Annotated in this window: 26 protein-coding genes; 12 read left to right on the top strand and 14 right to left on the bottom strand. The window is 73.0% G+C overall.

The features are described from left to right. Window positions 1-313: 313 nt before the first annotated feature. A complete protein-coding gene (locus E0W78_RS09710) occupies window positions 314-1,789 on the top strand; it encodes a hypothetical protein (protein WP_131403745.1) in 1,476 nt (491 codons plus the stop codon). A 1-nt stretch (window position 1,790) separates the two neighbouring features. Here E0W78_RS09710 and E0W78_RS09715 read toward each other — a convergent pair whose 3' ends face one another. Both E0W78_RS09715 and mca read right to left on the bottom strand, forming a co-directional pair. Next, window positions 1,791-2,036 carry a hypothetical protein gene (locus E0W78_RS09715; protein WP_131403747.1) on the bottom strand — a complete coding sequence of 82 codons (246 nt, stop codon included), beginning with the start codon at window positions 2,034-2,036 and terminating at the stop codon, window positions 1,791-1,793. Between the two features lie 124 nt (window positions 2,037-2,160). Beyond that, window positions 2,161-3,027 carry a mycothiol conjugate amidase Mca gene (gene mca, locus E0W78_RS09720; RefSeq protein WP_131403749.1) on the bottom strand — a complete coding sequence of 289 codons (867 nt, stop codon included), beginning with the start codon at window positions 3,025-3,027 and terminating at the stop codon, window positions 2,161-2,163. A 90-nt stretch (window positions 3,028-3,117) separates the two neighbouring features. On the opposite strand from mca, the gene E0W78_RS09725 reads away from it, so the two are divergent. Together E0W78_RS09725 and greA are read left to right on the top strand one after the other, a co-directional pair. Continuing rightward, a complete protein-coding gene (locus E0W78_RS09725; protein ID WP_165570460.1) occupies window positions 3,118-3,492 on the top strand; it encodes a DUF4307 domain-containing protein in 375 nt (124 codons plus the stop codon). 66 nt (window positions 3,493-3,558) lie between these two features. Then, on the top strand, window positions 3,559-4,059 hold the full coding sequence (gene greA, locus E0W78_RS09730; RefSeq protein WP_131403753.1) for a transcription elongation factor GreA: 501 nt from the start codon (window positions 3,559-3,561) through the stop codon (window positions 4,057-4,059). A 109-nt stretch (window positions 4,060-4,168) separates the two neighbouring features. Here greA and ilvA read toward each other — a convergent pair whose 3' ends face one another. Then, window positions 4,169-5,359 carry a threonine ammonia-lyase gene (gene ilvA / locus E0W78_RS09735; protein WP_131403755.1) on the bottom strand — a complete coding sequence of 397 codons (1,191 nt, stop codon included), beginning with the start codon at window positions 5,357-5,359 and terminating at the stop codon, window positions 4,169-4,171. A gap of 40 nt (window positions 5,360-5,399) precedes the next feature. Then, a complete protein-coding gene (locus E0W78_RS09740) occupies window positions 5,400-6,539 on the bottom strand; it encodes an AI-2E family transporter (RefSeq protein WP_242686302.1) in 1,140 nt (379 codons plus the stop codon). An 83-nt stretch (window positions 6,540-6,622) separates the two neighbouring features. Here E0W78_RS09740 and msrA point away from each other — a divergent pair, with 83 nt between their 5' ends. From msrA to E0W78_RS09765, 5 genes are all read left to right on the top strand, one after another. After that, on the top strand, window positions 6,623-7,258 hold the full coding sequence (gene msrA, locus E0W78_RS09745) for a peptide-methionine (S)-S-oxide reductase MsrA (RefSeq protein ID WP_131403757.1): 636 nt from the start codon (window positions 6,623-6,625) through the stop codon (window positions 7,256-7,258). A 109-nt stretch (window positions 7,259-7,367) separates the two neighbouring features. Continuing rightward, entirely contained in the window at window positions 7,368-7,622 is a 255-nt protein-coding gene (locus E0W78_RS09750) for a hypothetical protein (protein WP_131403759.1), read from the top strand. 34 nt (window positions 7,623-7,656) lie between these two features. Continuing rightward, window positions 7,657-8,703 carry a zinc-binding dehydrogenase gene (locus E0W78_RS09755; protein ID WP_131403761.1) on the top strand — a complete coding sequence of 349 codons (1,047 nt, stop codon included), beginning with the start codon at window positions 7,657-7,659 and terminating at the stop codon, window positions 8,701-8,703. Between the two features lie 255 nt (window positions 8,704-8,958). Continuing rightward, window positions 8,959-9,465 carry a mismatch-specific DNA-glycosylase gene (locus tag E0W78_RS09760; protein ID WP_242686303.1) on the top strand — a complete coding sequence of 169 codons (507 nt, stop codon included), beginning with the start codon at window positions 8,959-8,961 and terminating at the stop codon, window positions 9,463-9,465. A 92-nt stretch (window positions 9,466-9,557) separates the two neighbouring features. Continuing rightward, window positions 9,558-10,049 (top strand): Hsp20/alpha crystallin family protein, encoded by a 492-nt coding sequence (locus E0W78_RS09765; RefSeq protein WP_131403763.1) that lies wholly within the window; start codon window positions 9,558-9,560, stop codon window positions 10,047-10,049. Between the two features lie 226 nt (window positions 10,050-10,275). Here E0W78_RS09765 and E0W78_RS09770 read toward each other — a convergent pair whose 3' ends face one another. From E0W78_RS09770 to E0W78_RS09780, 3 genes are all read right to left on the bottom strand, one after another. Further along, window positions 10,276-11,757, bottom strand: coding sequence for a cytochrome P450 (locus E0W78_RS09770; protein ID WP_242686304.1), 1,482 nt, complete (start codon window positions 11,755-11,757; stop codon window positions 10,276-10,278). A 101-nt stretch (window positions 11,758-11,858) separates the two neighbouring features. Next, window positions 11,859-13,013, bottom strand: coding sequence for a glycerophosphodiester phosphodiesterase (locus E0W78_RS09775; RefSeq protein ID WP_131403765.1), 1,155 nt, complete (start codon window positions 13,011-13,013; stop codon window positions 11,859-11,861). A 73-nt stretch (window positions 13,014-13,086) separates the two neighbouring features. After that, on the bottom strand, window positions 13,087-13,773 hold the full coding sequence (locus E0W78_RS09780) for a tyrosine-protein phosphatase (protein WP_131403767.1): 687 nt from the start codon (window positions 13,771-13,773) through the stop codon (window positions 13,087-13,089). 93 nt (window positions 13,774-13,866) lie between these two features. On the opposite strand from E0W78_RS09780, the gene E0W78_RS09785 reads away from it, so the two are divergent. Beyond that, entirely contained in the window at window positions 13,867-14,778 is a 912-nt protein-coding gene (locus tag E0W78_RS09785) for an SGNH/GDSL hydrolase family protein (RefSeq protein ID WP_165570461.1), read from the top strand. 67 nt (window positions 14,779-14,845) lie between these two features. Here E0W78_RS09785 and E0W78_RS09790 read toward each other — a convergent pair whose 3' ends face one another. From E0W78_RS09790 to E0W78_RS09815, 7 genes are all read right to left on the bottom strand, one after another. Continuing rightward, window positions 14,846-15,682 (bottom strand): Bax inhibitor-1/YccA family protein, encoded by an 837-nt coding sequence (locus E0W78_RS09790; protein WP_131403771.1) that lies wholly within the window; start codon window positions 15,680-15,682, stop codon window positions 14,846-14,848. A gap of 70 nt (window positions 15,683-15,752) precedes the next feature. Next, window positions 15,753-16,754 carry a hypothetical protein gene (locus E0W78_RS09795; protein ID WP_131403773.1) on the bottom strand — a complete coding sequence of 334 codons (1,002 nt, stop codon included), beginning with the start codon at window positions 16,752-16,754 and terminating at the stop codon, window positions 15,753-15,755. Beyond that, window positions 16,751-17,077: a PadR family transcriptional regulator gene (locus tag E0W78_RS09800; RefSeq protein WP_131403774.1), complete on the bottom strand. Its 327-nt coding sequence runs from the start codon at window positions 17,075-17,077 to the stop codon at window positions 16,751-16,753. Before E0W78_RS09800 ends, E0W78_RS09795 begins: the two co-directional genes overlap by 4 nt. Before the next feature lie 70 nt (window positions 17,078-17,147). Further along, the gene (gene fdhD, locus E0W78_RS09805; RefSeq protein ID WP_131403775.1) at window positions 17,148-17,975 is read right to left on the bottom strand and encodes a formate dehydrogenase accessory sulfurtransferase FdhD; all 828 of its coding nucleotides are present in this window, start codon (window positions 17,973-17,975) and stop codon (window positions 17,148-17,150) included. Window position 17,976: 1 nt separating this feature from the next. Further along, entirely contained in the window at window positions 17,977-18,228 is a 252-nt protein-coding gene (locus E0W78_RS16750; protein ID WP_207392709.1) for a DUF6457 domain-containing protein, read from the bottom strand. Beyond that, entirely contained in the window at window positions 18,225-18,788 is a 564-nt protein-coding gene (locus E0W78_RS09810; RefSeq protein ID WP_207392710.1) for an NTP transferase domain-containing protein, read from the bottom strand. Before E0W78_RS09810 ends, E0W78_RS16750 begins: the two co-directional genes overlap by 4 nt. Continuing rightward, window positions 18,785-19,309, bottom strand: coding sequence for a DinB family protein (locus tag E0W78_RS09815; protein ID WP_131403776.1), 525 nt, complete (start codon window positions 19,307-19,309; stop codon window positions 18,785-18,787). The genes E0W78_RS09810 and E0W78_RS09815 overlap by 4 nt, the downstream gene beginning before the upstream one ends. Window positions 19,310-19,346: 37 nt before the next feature. Between E0W78_RS09815 and trmB the strand changes: the two genes are divergently transcribed. From trmB to E0W78_RS09830, 3 genes are read left to right on the top strand one after another with little or no spacing between them, the layout of a single operon-like run. Further along, window positions 19,347-20,054 carry a tRNA (guanosine(46)-N7)-methyltransferase TrmB gene (gene trmB, locus E0W78_RS09820; protein WP_131403777.1) on the top strand — a complete coding sequence of 236 codons (708 nt, stop codon included), beginning with the start codon at window positions 19,347-19,349 and terminating at the stop codon, window positions 20,052-20,054. Window positions 20,055-20,063: 9 nt separating this feature from the next. Beyond that, a complete protein-coding gene (locus tag E0W78_RS09825; RefSeq protein ID WP_131403778.1) occupies window positions 20,064-20,456 on the top strand; it encodes a hypothetical protein in 393 nt (130 codons plus the stop codon). A gap of 28 nt (window positions 20,457-20,484) precedes the next feature. Beyond that, complete coding sequence (locus E0W78_RS09830) at window positions 20,485-21,270, top strand: IclR family transcriptional regulator C-terminal domain-containing protein (RefSeq protein WP_131403779.1); 786 nt, start codon at window positions 20,485-20,487, stop codon at window positions 21,268-21,270. The last annotated feature ends 67 nt before the right edge of the window (window positions 21,271-21,337 follow it).

Raw genomic sequence — 21,337 nt, forward strand, 5'->3', positions numbered from 1 at the left:
CTCCGGCTCCGGACGGGTCCGAGGGGGCGGCGCGGCTGGGCGTCGAGCGCGACGAGGCGAGTCCGCTGGGGCGCGGCGGGGCCGACCGTGACGGTGGGCGTGCCGCGCGGAGTGGGTGCTGCTTCGGGATGGGGGACGGCGAGCGCGTCACCGTCGTACCTGCTGCGATCTCCGGGAATTTTCAGCGTAGGACGGGCGTCCGGGAGTGTCCAGGGGGCCGGCGCGGACGCGTCACGCAGGCCCTGCCTGACGTTCGCCCGGGCGTCGACCGGACGTCGCGTGCGGTCCACGTGGCCGGCCTACGGTCACGTCCATGCTGCAGCGCACGCCGCCGGGGACGGGCCGCCTGCGGACCGGCGTGCGGTCCCTGCGGTCCGGCCCGCTCGTCCTCGGCATCGGCCTCCTGGCCGTGCTCGTCCGCCTGCCCCGCCTGGACGCGCCGCTCTCGCCCGACGAGGGCGGGTTCCTCATGGTCGCGGCCCAGTGGGCACCCGGCTCGTCGCTCTACGGCGACTACTGGGTCGACCGTCCGCCGCTGCTGATGGGCATCTTCGCCGTCGCCGACGCGCTCGGGGGCAGCGTGCCGCTGCGCCTCCTGGGCGCCGCGGCAGTGCTCGTCTCGGTGCTGCTGGCCGGACGGGTGGCGGCCCTCGTGGCCCCCGGGCGGCCCTCCGCGCCCGTGCTCGTCGCCGTCGTCGTGGCCGCGCTGGCGTCCACCCCGCTGCACGGCGCGCAGGACGTCAACGGCGAGCTGCTCGCGATGCCGTTCGTCCTGGCCGGGCTGCTCGCGCTGGTCGCCGGCACCGGACCCGCCCGCTCGGACGCGCTCGCGTGGGCGGCGGCGGGCGTGCTCGCCGCCTGCGCGGTCACGATCAAGCAGTCCGTCGTCGAGGTCGTCGTGGCCGCGCTGGTCGCCGCCGTCTGGGTCGCCCGGCGCCGTCCGCGCGAGGCCCTCCGGCTGCTCGCCGCGGGCGCCGCCGGCGCTGTCGTCACGCTGGGACTGGTGCTCGGCTGGGCCGCGTCACGTGGCACCGGACCGCTCGATCTCTGGGACGCCACCGTGCTCTTCCGGATCGATGCCGGACGCGTCATCCAGACGTCGTCGACGAGCGCGACGGACGCCCGGGCGGCCGGGCTGGTGCTGGCCTTCGTCGCCAGCGGCGCCGCGGTCGTGGCCGTCGCGTGCCTGCTCCCCCGCCGCGGGGCCGTGCGGCGTCCGTCGCTCCCGCTCGTCCTGGCCCTGGCCGTGCTGGTGACCGAGCTGGTCGTCGTCGCGGGGGGCGGCAGCTACTGGCGGCACTACCTCGTGGGCACCGTGCCCGGGCTCGCCCTGCTGCTGGCCGCGACGCTCGAGCGGTCACCGCGTCCGAGCCGGCTGGTGCGTCTCGCGGTGACCGGCACGGCCGCCTCGGCGCTCGTCGCGCTGGTGCCGTCGCTGGCGACGGCGCAGGCGCCCACGGACGACGACCGGCTCGTGACATACCTGCACGAGAACGCCGGTCCGGAGGACACCGCGGTCACCGCGTTCGGCAACCCCGCGCTGCTGCGCGAGGCCGGGCTCACGAGTCCGTACGAGCACCTCTGGAGCCTGCCGGTGCGCGTCCGCGACCCCCGCCTGGACGAGCTGCGCGGCGTGCTCGAGCGCGAGCGTCCGACCTGGGTGCTGGTGAGCGGCCCGACCCTGCGGACCTGGGGCGTCGACGCCGCCGCGGCGCAGATCGTGCTCGACCGCGACTACGCCGTGGTCGCCGTCATCGGCGACCGGTACGTCTACCGCGTGCGGGCGTAGCTCAGGCGCCCGAGCGCGGCTCGTCGCGCTCGTCCGCCACGTCCGCGGACGCGGTGCGGTCGGCGCGCGGGTCGGGCTCCTCGACGAAGTCGACCTTCTTCAGCTGCTTGGTGAAGTTCCACAGCAGCAGGGCGAGCACGATGCCGAGCAGCACGACCAGGCCGAGCGCGCCCCACCCCGGCTTGACGATGTCGGGGTCGATGTTGGGACGGGAGCCGGACTGGGCCAGCAGGACGTACGTGCGCATGCCTCCAGCCTACGCGGCCCGGTCACGGACCCGGCCGCGCAGGGACGTCGGCACCCCGCTCGTCGAGCTCGTCGAGACGTCCCTTCGACAGGCTCAGGGAACGGACCGCACAGGCTCAGGGAGGTCAGCGCAGGCCGGCGAAGAGGTCGTCCTCGGGGACGGTCGTGTCGACGAACGACTTCACCAGCTCGAAGTCCTCGGTCGGCCACACCTCGGCCTGGATCTCGCGCGGCACGGCGAACCAGAATCCGTCCGGGTCGATCTGCGTGGCGTGGGCGATGAGCGCCTCGTCGCGCACGTGGAAGTACTCGGCGCACTCGACCCGCGTGGTCATCCGCTTGTCGCGCTCGGGGTCGAGCCAGCTCGCGCGCTCCTTGTACGGGTTCTCCAGGCCGTGCTCGTCCAGCGCCTTGGAGATCGCCTCGTGCCGGGCCACGCTCCAGCCCACGTGGTAGTAGAGCTTCTGCACCTGCCACGCCTCGCCCAGGTCGGGGTAGCGCTCGGGGTCGGCGGCCGCCTCGAAGGCGTACACGCTGATCTCGTGGCACTTGATGTGGTCGGGGTGCGGGTAGCCGCCGTTCTCGTCGTACGTCGTCAGGACGTGCGGACGGAACGAGCGGATCAGCTTCACCAGGGGCGCGGCGGCCTCCTCGATCGGCACCAGCGCGAAGCAGCCCTCGGGCAGCGGCGGCTTCGGGTCGCCCTCGGGCCAGCCGGAGTCGACGAAGCCGAGCCAGTCCTGCTTGATGCCGAGGATGTCACGGGCACGCGCCATCTCGTCGCGACGGATCTCGGTGATCAGCTCGGGGTTGTCCTCCAGCCCCGGGTGCTGGAACGAGGGGTTGAGGATCGATCCGCGCTCGCCGCCGGTGCAGGTGGCGACGTGGACGTCCACCCCCTCGGCGACGTACCTCGCGGTCGACGCAGCGCCCTTGCTGGACTCGTCGTCCGGGTGGGCGTGCACGTGCATGAGTCGCAGCTTCTCGCTCACGTCTCTCCTGTCCGTCGTTCGGCCGGGGCCATCCTTCCATGCAACGTCACCGACCACCGTCCCGCTTCCCGCACCTGGGACACTGGGCACGTGACGAACCTGGACGCCCGCTACGGCCGCCGCTCCAAGCCCGCCTGGTTCTGGTGGGCGTTCGCCGCCGTCGGCATCGTGCTGGGCATCGCCTGGGCGGCCTGGGTGGCCACGGCCGAGAAGCCGGTGAGCGCCTCGCTGCACAGCTACGACGTGGTCAGCGACACCGAGGTCGTGGTGCGCGTGGACGTCGTGGTCAACACCGACGACCCGGTCGAGTGCACGGTCTACGCCCAGAACATGGCCCACGCCGTCGTCGGCGAGAAGACGGTGCGGCTCGACTCCGACGACCGCGAGCAGGCGCTGTCGGTGGCGGTGCGCACCCAGGAGCGAGCCGTGAACGGCGTCCTGCGGTCCTGCCGGGTCGCGCGCTGAACTGGTAGCCTTGCGTATTCACCCCGGGCGGGCGCCCGGGGTGCCGTACGTAGAAGGAGGCATGCCATGACGCAGCCGACGCAGGACACCATCTGGGTGACGCAGGAGGCGTTCGACCGTCTCCAGGCCGAGCTCGCGCACCTCAAGGGCGAGGTCCGGGCCGACATCACGGCCAAGATCGCCGCCGCCCGCGACGAGGGCGACCTCAAGGAGAACGGTGGCTACCACGCCGCCCGCGAGGAGCAGGGCAAGACCGAGGCCCGCATCCGCCAGCTCGAGGACATGCTGCGTCGCGCCGAGGTGGGCGAGGCCCCCGCCGACGACGGCCTGGTCGAGGCCGGCATGAAGGTGACGATCAAGTTCGCCGGCGACTCCGAGACCGAGACCTTCCTGCTGGGCGCGCGCGAGCTGCTGAGCATGGACTCCAGCGTCGACCTCGACGTCTTCTCCCCCACGTCCCCGCTCGGTGCGGCGATCATGGGCAAGAAGCGCGGCGACTCCGCGTCCTACGAGGCGCCCAACGGCCGCACCATCGCGGTCGAGATCGTCGACGCCGTCCCGTTCTGAGCCTCACCGCCGCGCGGCTCCGCCGCGATCTGGACGCGAAGAGACCACGTTCCTGGGGGACGTGGTCTCTTTGCGTCCACATCCGGGTGGAACCGGGCTCGGGTGCGGGTCAGAGCAGGTCGTAGCCCAGGCCGGTGAGCGTCTCGCGCACCTGCGCCTGCTGGTCGGTGCCACGGGTCGAGACCTGCAGGGCCACCTCGACCTGGCGCACGCCCAACGACTCCGACGTCCGGTCGTGCTGCACGTTGAGGATGTTGACCTGCAGCTCGGCCAGGGCCACCAGCAGGCGCATGAGCTCGCCCGGCCGGTCGGGGATGCGCAGCCGGAAGGCCAGGAAGCGGCCGGCCGCGTTGAGGCCGTGGCGGATGACCTCCATGAGCACGAGCGCGTCGATGTTGCCGCCGGACAGCACGGCGACCACCGGGCCCTCGAACCGTCCGGGGTGCTCCATGAGGGCCGCGACGCCGGCCGCGCCGGACGGCTCCACGAGCATCTTGGTGCGCTCGAGCAGCTGCAGCAGCGCCTGGCTCATCGCCTCCTCGCTGACCGTCAGCACCTCGTCCAGGTGCTTCTCGATGACGTCGAACGGGATCTGGCCCGGTCGCGAGACCGCGATGCCGTCGGCCATCGTCGGGCCCAGGTCGACCTCGACCGGCGCGCCGCTGCTCAGCGACGGCACGTACGTGGACGCCGCCTCGGCCTGCACGCCGACGATGCGGACGTCCGGGTGCTGCTCGCGCAGGAGCGCGATGCCCGCGGCCAGCCCGCCGCCGCCGATGGGCACCAGGATCGTGCGGACGTCCGGCACCTGCTCGACGATCTCCAGGCCGACGGTGCCCTGCCCCGCGAGGATGTCGTCGTGGTCGAACGGGTGGATGAACTCCGCCCCGGTGCGCTCGGCGTAGGCCTGCGCCTCCTTGACCGCCTCGGTCACGCCACCGTGGACGAACTCGACGTCGGCGCCGTAACCGCGGGTCGCGCTGACCTTGGGGATCGCGGCGCCCTCGGGCATGAAGATGCGCGCCTTCGTGTCGAGCATCTTGGCGGCCAGCGCGACGCCCTGCGCGTGGTTGCCGGCGCTGGCCGCGACGACTCCGCGCGAGCGCTCCTCGGGGCTCAGCCGGGCGATGCGGACGTACGCGCCGCGGATCTTGAACGAGCCGGTGCGCTGCAGGTTCTCGCACTTGAGCCGCACGGTCGTCCCGGCCAGGTCGCTGAGCCAGCGCGAGCTGACGCAGGGGGTCGTGGTGGCGACCCCGTCGAGCAGGGACCGGGCGGTGACGACGTCGCTGAGCTGCACCCGGCCACCCTACGGCCGCCGGGAGCGACCCCGGCGGACGCTAGGCCTGCTCGGGCGAGGGCTCCTCGACGGGCGGATGGTGCTCGTCGGCCGGCAGTCCGTCCGCGGCGAACCGCTCCCCCTCCTCGGTGGCCAGGTGCCGGACGACGCCGTTGATGCACGCGGCGATCGGGACGGCCACGAGGGCGCCCACGACGCCACCCACGGTGATGCCGGCGACGATCGCCAGGATCACGCCGAGCGGGTGGACCGAGACGATCCGGCCCATCACGAACGGCTGCAACACGTGGCTCTCGATCTGCTGGATGGCCAGCACCGCGAGCAGCATGAACAGGGCCGTCCACGGCCCCTGCGCGACGAGCGCGACGCCGACGGCTACGAGCCCGGACGTGAACGCACCGATGATCGGCACGAACGCGCCCAGGAAGACCAGCACGCCGATGGCCAGCGCCAGCGGGACGTTCAGCAGCGACGCGGCCAGCGCGATGCCGACGGCGTCCACGAAGGCCACGACGATGGTGGCGCGGACGAACGCGGTCAGCGAGTGCCAGGCGGTCTCGCCCGAGGAGTGCACGCGGTCGCGCGCCGTGCGCGGGAACAGCAGCACGATCCAGGCCCAGATCCGCTTGCCGTCGTAGAGGAAGAAGATCGACGCGAACAGCACCACGAACAGACCGGCGACGAAGTGGCTGACCGTCACGCCGACCTCGCCGGCGGTCGCGAACAGGACGCCGTCGGCCTGCGCGATCTTCTCCTGCGCGGTGTCGATGTAGCGCTGCAGCTGCGCGTCGGTGAGGTGCAGCGGCCCGGTCTGCAGCCAGTCCTGCAGGTCGGCGATGCCGTCGACGACGCGGCGGCGCAGGTCGTCGAACTGGCGCGAGACCTGCGAGCCCACCAGCAGCACCAGGCCGGCGACGATCGCCAGGAACCCCAGGACGACCGCGAGCGTGCCCACCGAGCGCGGCACGTGCCAGCGCTCCAGCCGGTCGACCACCCCGGACGTCAGCGCGGTCAGCAGCAGGGCGACGGCGATCGGCACGGTGATCGCCGAGAAGAAGTTGAGCAGCCACAGCAGCGCGTAGGTGGCGACGCCGAGCAGCAGCAGCCGCCACGCCCAGCCGGTCGCGATCTCCATGCCCCGCGGGAACGTCGGACGGCCGGCCTCTCGTCGCTCGCTCACACCGGCGACACTATCGGGAACACGGCAAGCCGCTCGGTGGTTGAGAGCGGTGGACCGGCTTCCCGGCCGGCGGAAAGGTGACCATGATCTTCGGCTTCGACAAGACCGCCATGCCCGAGCGCGAGAAGGCGCTCCCGGGCCGTCCGACCCGCCCGTTCGCGGTCGGCGACAAGCACCTCGTCACCGGCAACCCGATCGAGACCGACGGCCCCGAGGGCTTCGAGGTCGCCGTGTTCGGCCTCGGCTGCTTCTGGGGCGAGGAGAAGACGTTCTGGGAGCAGCCCGGCGTCTGGTCCACGTCCGTGGGCTACGCGGGCGGCTACACCCCGAACCCCACGTACGAGGAGACCTGCACCGGCCGCACCGGCCACGCCGAGGTCGTCCGGGTGATCTTCGACCCGAGCGTGACCTCGTACGACGACCTGCTCAAGGTCTTCTGGGAGAACCACGACCCGACGCAGGGCATGCGCCAGGGCAACGACCGCGGCAGCCAGTACCGCTCGGTGCTGCTGACCACGTCGCCCGAGCAGCAGGCGAAGGCGGAGGCGTCGCGCGACCGCTACCAAGAGCAGATGACGAAGTCCGGCTACGGCACGATCACCACCGAGATCAAGCCCCTGCAGGACTACTTCTACGCCGAGGAGTACCACCAGCAGTACCTGGTGAAGAACCCCTTCGGCTACTGCCCGCTGCACGCCACGGGCGTCTCGTACGCCTGACCGAGCAGCACCGAGGGCCCCGTCGATCCACGGATCGGCGGGGCCCTCGTCGTCGGTCGGACGTCCGCGGACGCGCCCCGGTGCGTCCGCGGTCTGGCACGCTGGCGTCATGGCCTGGGGTGAGCTCGCTGTCGACGCGTGGCGCCTCCTGCTGTGGGTCGTCATCCCGGCGGCGGTCGGCGTCGCGTGCTTCCGGCGCAGCCGCCACCTGAGCGGTCGCCCGGTGCCGACCAGCCTGCTCATCGCCGTCGCCGCCGCGCTCGTGCCGTTGCTCTGGCTAGTCGTGTGGGTGGTCAACAAGGACCGCACGGACCGCGAGTGGCAGCGTCACCGGCTCGAGCGCGCGACCGTCGCCCCGGGCTGAGCGGCCCGCTTCGACCCGGGCATATGGTTGAAGCATGAACAATCTTGTCGCGCGGGTCTCGGGACCGAGCGCCGTGGACCTGGTCGAGGAGCCCGACGTCGAGACGCTGCCCGCGGGACGCGTCGAGGTCACGATCACGTACTGCGGCGTCTGCGCCACCGACACCCACAACTACACCTCCGGACCGGGCCCCATCCCGGCCTCGGTCTTCGGCCACGAGTGGACCGGCACGATCGCGCGGGTCGCGGACGACGTCACGACCGTGGCCGTGGGCGACCGGGTCGTCGCCTGCGTCGGTCCGGCCTGCGGCACCTGCGCCATGTGCGTCGCCGGCCACCCCGAGCACTGCGACACCGCGTTCGCCGAGGCCAACGGCGTCACGCCGGACAGCCCCACCCACGGTGGCTTCGCCCAGCGGCTCGTCGTCCCGGCCCGCCGGGTCATGAAGGTGCTGCCCGGCGTCTCGGACGTCCAGGCGGCCATGGTCGAGCCGACCGCGGTGACCTACCACGCGGTCAAGCGCACGAAGCAGCCCCTGGGCGCGATCGTCGTCGTGCAGGGCGCGGGTCCGATCGGCCTGCTGGCCGCCCAGCACGCGCGGCACGCGGGCGCCGGACGGCTCGTCGTCATCGAGCCGAACGAGCAGCGTCGCGCCGCCGCCGAGGCGCTGGGCTTCACCGAGGTCTTCGCGCCCGGCGACGAGGTCGCCGCCCACCTGGCCGAGATCACCGACGGGCTCGGCGCGGACGTGCTCTACGAGTGCACCGGCGTGGCCGCCCTGCTGCAGCCGTCGGCGGCGATGGTGCGCCGCGGCGGGACGCTGTCGCTGCTCGGCTTCCCGATGACCGACTCGACGGTCAGCTACGGCGACTGGCAGGTGCGTGAGCTGACCGTGATCGGCTCGCTCGCGTACAACCACGAGGACTTCCTCGGGTCGATGCGCGCGATCGCGGACGGCTCCGTGGACGTCACCGGGCTGCACACCGGCACCGTGGGCCTCGGCGAGCTGGCCGGGCTCATGGACGAGCTCGACTCCGGCCGGACCTCGCACGCCAAGGTGCTGGTCGACCCGACGCGCTGACCGTCGCGGACCCGGCCGGAGCGGCCGGGTCCCGGCGCGAGCCGGGGTGCGTGGGACGTGGGGTCAGACGACGATGTGGTCGTGATCGGACGTACCGAAGACGACGGTGCCCGCGACGATGGTCAGCGACAGGACGGCTACGACGATGATCCAGCTCATGGGTCCACCGTAGGCCGCCCGAGGGCCAGGGCAAGGGCCTCGCGGTGGACGCGCGATGAACTCTCGTCGTACGCGGGTCACACCATCCCGGACCTGGTGGGTCCCGGCCTGCGCCTGCTCTTCGTCGGCATCAATCCGGGGCTGGTGAGCGCGGCGACCGGCCTGCACTTCGCCCGCAACGGCAACCGCTTCTACCCCGCGCTGCGGGCCGCGGGCATCCTGCCGGCGGACGTCCTGAAGCCCGAGGACGCCGTGCCGGCGCTGCTCGAGCGCGGCGTCGGCATCACCAACCTCGTCCCGCGTGCGTCCGCCCGGGCCGACGAGCTCGACGACGACGAGCTCCGCGAGGGACGCGCCCGGCTGGAGCGGCTCGTGGCCGAGCATCGTCCGCGCGTCGTCGCCGTCGCCGGCATCACCGCCTACCGCACCGCGTTCGGCGAGCGGCGGGCCTCCGCGGGCGAGCAGGAGCGCACGATCGGCGACGCCCGGCTCTGGGTCGTCCCCAACCCGAGCGGGCTCAACGCCCACGCGACGGTGGCGTCGCTCGCCGACGCGTACGGAGAGGCGGCCGACGCGGCTGGACTCCAGCGACTTCATGCATAGAATCCCTGTCATGGGAATTGAGTCGCATCGACTCATGTTGAACAGGATGCCGGTCGAGGTGGCCGGCCTGATCGACCAGGAGGTTGGTTTCCATGACGACGCTCTCCCGCTTCAACCGCCGCGACCCGTTCGCCGAGTTCGACTCGCTGATGCGCAACGCGTTCGCCGGCACCGCGCCGATGACGACCGAGCGCACCGACTTCATGCCGGCCGCCGAGACCCTGCGCGACGGTGACGACGCCGTCGTCCGGCTCGAGCTGCCCGGCATGGACGTCGAGAACGACGTCACCGTCGAGGCCGTCTCCGGACGTCTCGTCATCCGCGGCGAGCGCCGCGACGAGCGGGCCGAGGACGACCGCGGGCGCCACGTCCGCGAGATCCGCTACGGACGCTTCGAGCGCACCTTCGCCCTGCCCGCCCACGTCGGACCCGACGCGATCAGCGCCGGCTACGACGCCGGCGTGCTGAGCATCCGGGTCGCCGGCGTGTACGCCGGCACCGAGCCCACCCGCATCGCGGTGAGCTCGACCTCGCCCAAGGCCGTCGAGACGGTCAGCGGCGAGACCGCCGACGACGCGTCCTGACGCACCGGCACGAAGGCCGCCACCCTCACGCAGGGCGGCGGCCTTCGTCGCGTCCGGACCCCTTCGACAGGCTCAGGGAGCGGAGGACTGCTCAGGTCCTCGAGCACACCAGCCACTCCTCGAGCTTGTCGAGAGGAGTCCCTTCGACAGGCTCAGGCAGCGGAGGACAGCTCAGGAACCCGGGGGACAGCTCAGGGAACGGAAGCAGGTCAGCAGCGGAGTGGGCCTAAGGGGCGTGGTGGACGGGGCAGCCACCGGCCTCGGCGACCGGCTCGTCGACCGGCTCCGCGGCGGTCGCGGCCGCAGCGGCCGGACGCCGGCGCGTCACCGTGACCTCGAACCCCTGCGGCATCATCGTCAGCCGCTCGGCGATGCGCAGGTCGTAGCCGGGGTCGCCGGACAGGTCGTAGCGGTGCAGCAGCCGGGCCAGGACGAGCACCGCCTCGTGCAGCGCGAACTGGCGTCCGATGCACGCCCGCTCCCCCGTGCCGAACGGCTTGTACACGTGCGGCGGACGTCCCTTGCTCCGCGCGGGCAGGAAGCGGTCCGGGTCGAACTCCTCGGCGTCCTCGCCCCAGACCTCGGGGTCGCGGTGCACCAGCGGCAGCAGGACGAGCGCCCAGTCCTGCGGACGCATGCGCCAGCGTCCGCCGATCGTCGTCTCCTCGCGCGGCGAGCGCGCGAAGCCGGGCGCGGTGGGCCACAGCCGCAGCGCCTCGTCGAGCACCCGGCGGACGTAGCGCAGCTTCGGCACCTGGGTGAACGTCGGCGCCGCGTCCGGTTCGGGGCCGAGCACCGCGTCGACCTCCGCCTGCGCCGTCGCGACCACCTCGGGGTGGCGCGAGAGGTAGTAGAGCGCGAACGACAGCGCCCCGGACGTCGTCTCGTGCCCGGCGATGAGGAAGGTCAGGATCTGGTGCCGGATGTTCTCGTCCGGCAGCCGCTCGCCGGTCTCGGGGTGCGCGGTCTGCAGCATGAGGCCGAGCAGGTCGTCGTCCCGCCCGTCGTCGGCGGCCCGCCGCGCGCGCACGACCTCGTCGAGCATCCCGTCGAGGTAGGCCAGGTGCGGGGCGTTCGCGCGGTCGATGCGGCGCCGGACGATCGAGGCGCCGGGCACACCGTCGAGGCTGGACTTGCGCTGCGCCGACTTCAGCGCCGCGACCATCGCGGGGATGAACGGGTGCGGCTCGTCGCTGGCGAAGGAGCCGAAGTCCTGGCTGAACGCGGTGCGGCTCAGCGTCTCGAGGGTCAGCTTGGTCATGTCGCGCGAGACGTCGACCGGCGCCTGCGCCGCGTCCCAGCGGGCGAACAGCTCGTCGGAGGTCTGCACCATCACTGGGTGGTAGCGCTCCATCGCCTGCTTGGAGAAGGCGGGGCGCAGCAGGTCGTGGGCCAGGCGCCACTCGGGCTCGTCGTTGTGCGCGGTGAACAGGCCCGCCCCGCCCAGCTCGCGCAGCGACTCCAGGGCCGGCGACAGGGCCTTCTCGAACCGGTGCTCGTCGCACAGCTCGGCGGAGAGGCTCGCGCCGGCCACGATCACGAACTGCTGGCGGAAGGCGCGCACCGAGAAGATCGGGCCGAGTCCCTCGCCGCGCCGCATGATGCCCTGCAGCGGGGTGTCGCGCAGGTCCGGGTCGACGTCACCCGTGAGCAGACGCCGGCCCGCCGGGTGCGGGAAGGCCTGGCCGGACCAGTCGTTGTGGATCACATACCCACGGTATGCGAGTGGAGGGTCCCTTCGACAGGCTCAGGGCAGGCTCCTTCGACAGGCTCGGGGAACGGGCGCTCCCCGAGCCTGTCGAGGGGAGGTCAGCCGGCCTGGCGGTACCGGTCGCGCAGCCAGGCCTTGCGGGCCTGGACGGCCTCGTCCGGGAAGTCGGAGAAGATGCCGTCGACCCCGGCGTCGAGCAGGGCCAGCAGCTCGCCCCGCACGTCGCCGTGGGCGTTCGGGTCGGTGCCGCGCCGGAAGTTCGTCGGCAGGAACTGGTTCTCCGCCCGCACCGTCCAGACGTGGACGTCCAGCCCGACCCGGTGCGCGTCCCGCACCACGCTGCTCGGCGCGCCGGTCGCCCCGGCCGCGTCGCGCGGCAGCACGACCTTCTTCTCCGCCCCGATGCCGTCGGCGTAACGGGCGATCTCGCGCAGGCCGCGCGGCGTGACGAGGTCGGCGTACGTGCGCGGGTCGCCGGCCGCCCGCAGGTCGTACGGCGCCCCGGCCGCGTCGACGAGCTGGGCCAGGCGGACGCGGGTCATGCGCGACAGGTCACGCAGGTTGCCGGTCTCGAAGGACTGCACGATCACCGGCGACGTGGGGCGGTTCAGGCCGTGACGGCGCAGGGTGCGCACCAGCGGCTCCTCCAGCGACAGGCCGATCGAGTCGAAGTAGGTCGGGTGCTTGGTCTCGGGGTAGACCGAGATCGTCCGGCCCTCTCGGCGCGAGGCGCGCTTCGCCAGGTCGAGCACCTCCTCGAAGGTCGGCACCTCGAACCGTCCGTCGTAGGCGGTGTTGTCCGGGCGGACCTGCGGCAGGCGCTCCTTGGCTCGCAGCGTCTTGAGCTCACGCAGCGTGAAGTCCTCGGTGAACCAGCCGGTCACCGTCACCCCGTCGATGGTCTTGGTGGCCCGCCGGGCGGCGAACTCCGGGTGCTGCGCGACGTCCGTCGTCGTGCTGATCTCGTTCTCGTGCCGGGCGACCAGGACTCCGTCCTTGGTGGGCACGAGGTCGGGCTCGATGAAGTCCGCGCCCTGGCGGATGGCGACGCGGTAGGCCTCGAGCGTGTGCTCGGGCCGGTAGCCGGACGCGCCGCGGTGGGCGATGACCACCGGCGCGGCCTGGTGGTGGGACCCACGGTCGTGGGCCTCGGCGCTGCCCGCGCCGAGTGGGACGAGGCCGGCCGCGAGTGCGAGGCCGGCGAGTGGACCGATGACGTGCAGCCGCGTGGAGCGGCTCCCCCGAGTGCTCATGGCCCCAGGACAGCACGCGGTCAGGTCAGCCGGGCGGACGCCCGGTGAACGCTGCGTGTCGGCTGCGGACGGTTCAGTCGACCAGCGAGGTGCGCAGCCGGTCGAGCAGCTTCTCGTCGGCACCGGCCCGCGTGGCCCAGCCCTCGACCCCGCCGTCGGCGGCGTCCCAGCGGTCGAGCACGCTCTCGATCGCCTCGACCGGAGTGGTGAAGAAGGACGCCGGCAGGTGCGCGCGGTTCGCGGCGCCCGGGCCCTGGCTGAGCCGGGCGTCGATCGCGTCGTACTCCTTCTCGGTGGCCAGGTAGTCGGCGACCACGTGCTCGTGCTCGACGCCGAGCAGGCGCAGCACGAGGGCGACGCTCACGCCGGTGCGGTCCTTGCCCGCGGCGCAGTGCAGCAGGGCGGGTCCGTCGGTGTCGGCGACCTCGCGGAGCACCTCGACGAAACGCGCGCTGGAGTGGTCGAGCATGACCCGGTAGAGGTCGGTGAGGTCGCGGACCGGGTGCGCGTCAGGGCGCAGCGCCTCGAGCAGCGGGACGTTGACCACACGGGTGGACGGTCCGGCCAGGGGGTGGACGCTCGCCAGCTCGCCGGCCGATCGCAGGTCGAGGACGACCGCGGGCGGCCAGACCAGGCCCTCGGGCACCGCGTCGCCGGCCATGGGGGCGGCGCTGCGCAGCACCCGCCCGGCCCGCACGCGTCCGCCACCGGGGACGGGCAGCCCGCCGACGTCGCGCAGGTTCGGCAGGAAGGTCGTCATGTCCCGACCCTAGCCACCGGGTCCGACGGCGTGGCCGAGCCCACGTCGTCTCGACTCGCAACCAGGGGGGTGCCTGTTCGTATGATGTGCGGCGTGCCCTCGCCCAGGAAAGTAGCCGCCACCGCGCTCGTGGGCAGCACCGCCGCCCTGACGGGCTTCTACGGCACCGTGCTGGCCGAGGCCGTGATGGCGCGCAAGGTGATCGGCGTGACGGACGACCGTCCGCCCTCCCCCGACGGCCTGTACGGCGACGACCTGCCCGGCGAGCCCGTGCGCGTGCTGGTCGCCGGTGACTCCGCCGCCGTGGGCTACGGCACCGACCGTGCCGACCAGACCCCGCCCGGCCTCATCGGCATCGGGCTCTCGCACGTGCTGGACTGCCCCGTCGACGTGCGCAGCGTCGCCGTCGTCGGCGCCCAGACGTCCGACCTGCCCGGCCAGCTCGAGATCGGCCTGGAGCACAAGCCGGACGTCGTCGTCATCATCGTCGGCGCGAACGACGTCACCCACCGCGTGAGTCCGCGGACGTCCGCTCGCCGGCTCGGCGCGGTGGTGCGCGACCTGACGTCCCGCAACATCGAGGTCGTCGTGGGCACCTGCCCCGACCTGGGCCTCGTCCGTCCGCTGCAGCAGCCGCTACGCTGGTACGCCCACCAGGTCAGCACCCACCTGGCCAAGCGGCAGACCGTCGCGGTGGCCCGCAACGGCGGACGCGCGGTGTCGCTCGGCGAGCTGCTCGGCCGGCTGTTCCTGGAGCACCACGACACGATGTTCGGTGCCGACCGCTTCCACCCGTCCGCGCGGGGCTACGCGAACATGGCCGCCGTGCTGCTGCCGGCGATCACCGGCGCGCTGCGCGAGCACGAGACCGGCCGTGTGCCGTTCTTCGACGTCCCCCGCGACCTCATGCCGCTCGGCGCGGCCGCCGCCCAGGCCTCGCACGAGGCCGGCACCGAGGTGGTCGGCGCGGGTCGCTGGGCGACCGTCCGCCGCCGTCGCGGCTGAGCCGCCACGAACGCCGACGGGCCGGCTCCCCCGAGGGGGAACCGGCCCGTCGTGCGTGGTGCTGGGGTCAGTCGTCGCCGCGCAGGATGGCGAGGATGCGCAGCAGCTCCAGGTACAGCCACACGAGGGTGACCGTGAGGCCGAAGGCCGCGCGCCACGACTCACGCTCCGGGAGCCCGGCGCGGACGCCCTGCTCGACGTAGTCGAAGTCGAGGATCAGCATGAACACGGCCAGGACGACCGCGACCACCGAGACGAGCAGGCCCAGCGTGCCCATGCCGCGCAGGCCACCGGACTCGAGGACGCCGGTCAGGCTCAGGATCAGGTTGACGACCATGACGCCCAGGAAGGCGAACATCGAGATCAGGACGACCTTGCGGAACTTGGCCGTGACCTGGATGTCGAAGAACTTGTAGGCGCCCAGCGTCGCGGCGAAGGCGACGATGGTGGCCAGCACGGCCTGGAAGACGATCGTCTGGTCGCCGACGTAGCTCGCGATGACCTTCGAGAAGGCGCCGACGAACGCGCCCTCCGCCACGGCGTAGGCCATGACCAGCGCGGGGCTGATGATCTTCTTGAACGAGTTGACCATCGACAGCACGAAGCCGATGAGCGCGCCGCCCATGGCGAACATCCACGCCTTCTGGATGTTCTCGTTCGAGGCGGTGATGTCACCGATGAGGAACCAGGTGACGGCCGCGGAGATCGCGACCAGGCCGAGCGTGATGGCCGTCTTCTCGACCACCGTGTCGACGGTCATGCGGCGCTGGTCGGTCACGGGCTGCGAGCCGTACGTGGTGGGCTCGCCGTTGAGGTCGATCTGCCACTGCGACGGGTCGGTGCGCAACTGGCCACGACCGTTGAACTCCTCGCTGCGCGAGAAGACGGGGTTGCTGCTCTGCATGGTTCCTCCGGATAGGGCGGGACGTGCGTCCACCCTATAGAACGCAGCACCCCCGTGCTTTGTGCCCGAATCAGCGGTTGTTCTGGGCAACCTCAGGCGGGTTCATCGGCTCGACGGAGGCCGGTGCGAGCGGGGCCACCGCCGGCACCTTGAGCAGGGGCGGGTCGACCTCACGCGTCGGCGCGCCGACGACCGGCGACTCGCTGCCGTACTCGTCCGGCCTCCACTCGATCAGCCGGAGCGGGAAGACATTCCAGGCGCTCTGCCCGTTCTCCAAGGCCCGCGAGGTGAGCGCCCCGGACTCGGTGCACGCCTCGTCGAGACAGTCGGCGTACTGCGGAGCCTCGACCACGAGCGGACGACCAAGGGCGTCGTAGAGCTGGACGTCCCGGATCGGGTTGCCCTGGGCGTCGTAGGCGAAGACGTTCGTGACCGGCTCGCCGTCGAGCACCAGCCCGGGCCCGGCGTAGCCCGAGGCGTCGACCTCGTCCCACGAGACGCTCTGGTAGGCGATCTCGCCGACCAGCGGGACGACGGCCAGGGCTGTCACCAGGTTCGCTCCCACGAGGGCCCGTCGCCACCAGGTGCCGCGCGACCGGGCCCGGCTCCACTGCACGCTCGCGACCACGAGCAGCACCGCCAGCGTCCACTCCCCCACGTCCCGGGGCACGGGCGCGCCGTTGCGTCCGCTCAGGATGATCAGCCAGCCGGTGACGACGAGCCCTCGGGCGACCCACCAGACCGGGCGGACCGTCTCGAGGAAGTCCAGCACCGCCGATCCGGCCGGGTTGCCGCTCAGACGGGACACGAGGTCGGTCCAGGTCTCACCCGGGCTCATCCGTCGACGCGCGACCGGCTCCGGGCGCGGGAAGCCCGCGGCCGTGCGCAGCTCGTCGGCGTAGGCCGCCGGGTCGGGCAGCTCGCGACGCAGGTCCTCGGCGAAGCCCTCGGCCAGGTCGGCCTCGAGCCCGTCGGTGAGCTCCTCCACCTCCTCGGCCGGCAGGTCCGACAGGGCCGCGCGGACGCGGCGGGCGAAGTCGGCGATCTGCGCCGGCACGGTCGTGGTGGTCATGCTGCCTCCCCGGTGAGCACGTGCTCCATGGTGGTGGTGAAGTCCGCCCAGACCTTGCGCTGCGCGGCGAGAGTGGCCCGTCCTTGGTCGTTCATCCCGTAGTACTTGCGGTGCGGGCCCTCCTCGGACGGGACGACGTACGACGTCAGCGCCCCGGCGGAGTAGAGCCGGCGCAGCGTCCCGTAGACCGACGCCTCGCCCACCTCCCCGAGCCCGGCCGCCCGCAGGCGGCGCACGACGTCGTACCCGTAGCCGTCCTCCTTCTCGACCACCGCCAGCACGGCCAGGTCGAGCACGCCCTTGAGCAGCTGCGTCGCATCCATGCGTCGGACGGTACCACGCAGTGCGCACTACCGCGGACGAAAAGACACCGGCGAGTCCGGGCGGGACGGCTCAGGCGATGCGGTGGGGGTTGGCGTAGACGTTGAAGCCGCCGCCGCGGTTGAAGCCGGCCAGCGTGACGCCGGACGACTCGGCCAGCTCGACGGCCAGCGACGACGGGGCCGAGACGGCCGAGAGCATGGCGATGCCGGCCATGTGGGCCTTCTGGACGAGCTCGAACGAGGCCCGTCCCGACACCTGCAGCACGGTGCCGGTCAGCGGCAGGCGTCCCTGGCCCAGCGCCCACCCGACGACCTTGTCGACGGCGTTGTGCCGTCCGACGTCCTCGCGCAGGCAGAGCAGCTCGCCGGACGCGTCGAACAGGCCGGCCGCGTGGACGCCACCGGTGCGGTCGAAGACCTTCTGCTCGGTGCGCAGCAGCTCGGGCAGCCGGCCGACGAGCGCGGCCGCGAACGTCGTGTGGTCGTCGACCCGGCCGAAGTGCGCGGCCTTGTGCACGGCGTCGATCGACGCGGTGCCGCAGATGCCGCAGGCGCTGGACGTGTAGACGTGCCGCTCCATGGACGTGTCGGGCAGCGCGACGCCGGGCGCGAGCTGGACGTCGATGACGTTGTACGTCTGCAGGCCGTCCTCGTCGGTGCCGGCGCAGTAGCGCTGCGCGGCGAGGTGGTCCGGCGAGGAGATCACGCCCTCGGAGACCAGGAAGCCGGCGACGAGGTCGAAGTCGTCGCCCGGCGTCCGCATGGTGACGGTGAAGGAGCGACCCCCGAGGCGGACCTCGAGCGGCTCCTCGGCGGCCAGCACGTCCTCGCGACGGCTGACCGTGCCGTCGGGCCGGTGCCGCTGGACGCGCACCCGGCGGGTCACGCGGCCGGCCACGTCACTCCTCCCCGAGACGGTCGATGAGCGCCTCGGCGCGGGCGACCGCGTCGGCGACGTCGGCGTCCTTGGCCCCGGCCCGGCCCGCGGCCAGCCCGACCAGGAAGGTCGTCAACGGGGCCGCCGGGCGCACGATGCCGTGCGCGGCGTCGGCGGCCAGGTCGAGCACCTGCTCGACGTCGACGGCGTCCGGCTCGAGACCGAGCTCGGCGGCCAGGGACGCGGCCCACTGCTCCAGGGAGATGTCGCTCATCCGTGGTCTCCTCTCGCTCTCTCGAGATCGTGCCACGTGTCGACGTCCTGCGTCAGACGAGCCGGCAGCGGCTGCTCGGCCAGGTCGAGCGGGGCCAGGAGGCGGCGCAGCGGGGCGCCGTCCAGGTCGCCCGCGTCATGCGCCGCGGACCGCAGCGCCGCGGCCCGCACCAGGCACAGCAGGTGCTGGCGGTGGCCGGTCTCGTCGAGGGCCACGACGCCGTCGGGCCCCCGGTCGGCGGCGAGCAGGGCGGGGACGGCGTCCACGGCTCGCGGCAGGTCGCAGGCGAGCAGCAGCACCCACGGCGCCTCGACGAGGGCGAGCCCGGCGCCCACGGCCGCCGCCGGCCCGGCGAACGGCGGGTCCTCGCGCGTCACCAGCAGGCCGGGACGCGGCGCGACGTCACCGACCACGACGACCCGCTCGCAGGAGCGGACGGCCTCCAGCACGCCGTCGAGCAGCGTGCGGCCGTCGACCTCCAGGGCCCCTTTGTCGACGCCGCCGAGCCGCGTCCCCCGCCCACCGGCGAGGACGACCGCGTCGACGGCGCCGGCGCTCACTGGTCGGCGCGGACGTCGTGCAGGTGGTGCTCGAGGTCGTGCCAGAAGTACTGCGCGAGCGTGGCCACGGTGAACACCGAGCCGTTGCTGCGGCGCCCCGTCCGGTCCCAGGCGTCGTCGGGCACCGACTCGAACGACGCGGCGGCCAGCTCGGCCGCGGCCGCCAGCTGCGGCAGGACCGTGGCTGCGTGCTGCGCGGCGTAGTCCTGCTCCATCGCGGTGGCGTCCTGGTCCCAGTTGGCGAACGTGGGGTCGTCCTGCGTGAGCATGAGCGCGACCCGCTCGGAGAAGAGCGTGAACACGTCGCGCACGTGGCAGGCGTACTCGACGACCGACCACGTGCTCTCGTCCGGACGCTCGGCCGCGTCGCCGCGCTCGAGCGCCAGCTGCCAGCGCGGGACGCTCTGGCGCACCAGCCCCGCGACCTCGCGCGGGTCGAGCCGCGCCGGGTCGAAGCCGCACTCGGGGCAGGGCTCGGACAGGACCCAGGTCCAGTCCTTGGAGTCGGGGGTGATCGCCATGGCCAGACCCTACGACAGCCGCCGGTAGGCTGCTCCGGTGTCCGAAGCGCTCCCCTACCGCACCGAGCCGGTCTCCTTCACCCGCCGCGGCGGCCGCCTGAACGAGCGCCAGCAGAGCGCCTGGGACGAGCTGGCCGGCCGCTACGTGCTGGACGTGCCGCGCATCGGCCCGAGCACGTCCGTCGACCCGGCCCACGAGCTCGACGTCGAGGCGACGTTCGGGCGCGAGGCGCCGCTGGTGGTCGAGATCGGGAGCGGACGCGGCGAGGCCGTCGTCGCCGCGGCCCAGGAGCGTCCCGACCACGACTTCCTGGCCCTCGAGGTCTACAAGCCCGGCGTCGCCCAGACCCTCGTGCAGGTGCGCCAGCACCGGCTCACCAACGTCCGGCTGGCCATCGTCAACGCGGCCGAGGCCCTGGCCACGATGGTCCCGGCCGAGCGGGCCGACGAGGTGTGGGTGTTCTTCCCCGACCCGTGGCACAAGAAGCGCCACCACAAGCGACGCCTGGTCGACGACTCGTTCCTGCCGCTGGTGCGGCGGGTGCTGCGGCCGGGCGGCACGCTGCGCCTGGCGACCGACTGGCTCGACTACGCCGAGCAGATGGACGAGGTGCTCGCGCGCGCCGAGGGCTTCGACCACGCCGGGCGCACCGAGCGCTTCGCCGGGCGCACGGTCACGCGCTTCGAGACGAAGGGCACGACCGTCGGACGCGACATCTGGGACTTGACGGCGACGCGTCGCTAGGCTGTGCCCGTGCCTGAGCCCACCACCGCCGAGATGCTCGGCATCGGCGAGGGGTACGCCGTCTGGGTGGTCGGCGGCTCCCTCGAGACCGACAGCCTGCTCGACCCGCTGCCCGAGGGCGCCTTCGTCATCGAGGAGCCCGAGGACGACGGCGACCCGAGCGAGCGCGCCGACGCCGCCGTGCTGGTCGCCGACGGCCAGGCCGACCTGCGCCGGCTGCTCGACGACACCCTGTCCGAGCTGGGCTCGGTCGAGCCGGTCTGGATCGTCTACCCCGACGACGGCTACGGCACCATGACGCCCGAGGACGTGTACGACGTCCTGGACGAGTTCGCGTGGGCGGCCTACGAGCACCACCGCCTCGGCGGCGCCTGGTCGGCCATGCGCATCGCCCAGCTCTGAGCGTTCGGCGGACCCTAGGGTGGCCCCCATGACCCCGGCCGAGCCGTCCCCCGGCGCGCACCACGTGCAGTCGCTGGAGCGCGGCCTGGCCGTCATCACCGCGTTCGACCGCGACCACCCGGCCATGACGCTCACCGAGGTCGCGCAGCGCACCGGACTCAGCCGCGCGACCGCCCGGCGGTTCCTGCTCACGCTCGTCGACCTGGGCTTCGTCCGGCTCGACGGCACCCGGTTCTCGCTGACGCCCCAGGTGCTGCGCCTGGGCACGGCGTACCTGAGCGGGCTCGACCTGCCGCAGATCGCCCAGCCGCACCTGGAGCGGCTCAGCGCCGCGCTGCACGAGTCGACGTCCGCCGCGGTGCTCGACGGCACCGACATCGTGTACGTCGCGCGGGTGAGCACGCGGCGCATCATGTCGGTCGGCATCACCGTGGGCACCCGGTTCCCCGCGCACGCCACGTCCATGGGCCGTGTGCTGCTCGCCCACCTGGAGCCGGACGCGCTGGACGCGTACTTTGCCGCGGCCGAGCTGACCGCCCTCACCGACGCCACGGTGCACGACGAGGCGACGCTGCGCGACGCGCTGGCGCAGGTGCGGGCCCAGGGCTGGGCCAGCGTCGAGCAGGAGCTCGAGCCGGGCCTGGCCTCGGTCGCCGCTCCCCTGCACGACGCCGACGGCCGGGTCGTGGCGGCGGTCAACGTCTCGGCGACCTACGCCGGACGCTCGCTGCCCGAGTCGTACCGGTCCGAGCTGCTGGCCGCGGCCGCGGCGATCTCGGCCGACCTCGCGGTCGCCCCGCACGCCGTCGTCTGACCCTGGCCCGCAGGCCCCCGGCTTGGTAGGCTTGCGTTCGCACAGCAAACACTTGTTCGCATCGTGA

The organism is Aeromicrobium sp. IC_218, assembly GCF_004336805.1.
GTDB lineage: Bacteria > Actinomycetota > Actinomycetes > Propionibacteriales > Nocardioidaceae > Aeromicrobium.

Coding starts and splice junctions, on each gene's coding strand:
- E0W78_RS09710 (WP_131403745.1), top strand. CDS start 314: ATGCTGCAGCGCACGCCGCCGGGGACGGGCCGCCTGCGGACCGGCGTG.
- E0W78_RS09715 (WP_131403747.1), bottom strand. CDS start 2,036: ATGCGCACGTACGTCCTGCTGGCCCAGTCCGGCTCCCGTCCCAACATC.
- greA (WP_131403753.1), top strand. CDS start 3,559: ATGACGCAGCCGACGCAGGACACCATCTGGGTGACGCAGGAGGCGTTC.
- msrA (WP_131403757.1), top strand. CDS start 6,623: ATGATCTTCGGCTTCGACAAGACCGCCATGCCCGAGCGCGAGAAGGCG.
- E0W78_RS09750 (WP_131403759.1), top strand. CDS start 7,368: ATGGCCTGGGGTGAGCTCGCTGTCGACGCGTGGCGCCTCCTGCTGTGG.
- E0W78_RS09755 (WP_131403761.1), top strand. CDS start 7,657: ATGAACAATCTTGTCGCGCGGGTCTCGGGACCGAGCGCCGTGGACCTG.
- E0W78_RS09765 (WP_131403763.1), top strand. CDS start 9,558: ATGACGACGCTCTCCCGCTTCAACCGCCGCGACCCGTTCGCCGAGTTC.
- E0W78_RS09775 (WP_131403765.1), bottom strand. CDS start 13,013: ATGAGCACTCGGGGGAGCCGCTCCACGCGGCTGCACGTCATCGGTCCA.
- E0W78_RS09780 (WP_131403767.1), bottom strand. CDS start 13,773: ATGACGACCTTCCTGCCGAACCTGCGCGACGTCGGCGGGCTGCCCGTC.
- E0W78_RS09790 (WP_131403771.1), bottom strand. CDS start 15,682: ATGCAGAGCAGCAACCCCGTCTTCTCGCGCAGCGAGGAGTTCAACGGT.
- E0W78_RS09795 (WP_131403773.1), bottom strand. CDS start 16,754: ATGACCACCACGACCGTGCCGGCGCAGATCGCCGACTTCGCCCGCCGC.
- E0W78_RS09800 (WP_131403774.1), bottom strand. CDS start 17,077: ATGGATGCGACGCAGCTGCTCAAGGGCGTGCTCGACCTGGCCGTGCTG.
- E0W78_RS16750 (WP_207392709.1), bottom strand. CDS start 18,228: ATGAGCGACATCTCCCTGGAGCAGTGGGCCGCGTCCCTGGCCGCCGAG.
- E0W78_RS09815 (WP_131403776.1), bottom strand. CDS start 19,309: ATGGCGATCACCCCCGACTCCAAGGACTGGACCTGGGTCCTGTCCGAG.
- E0W78_RS09830 (WP_131403779.1), top strand. CDS start 20,485: ATGACCCCGGCCGAGCCGTCCCCCGGCGCGCACCACGTGCAGTCGCTG.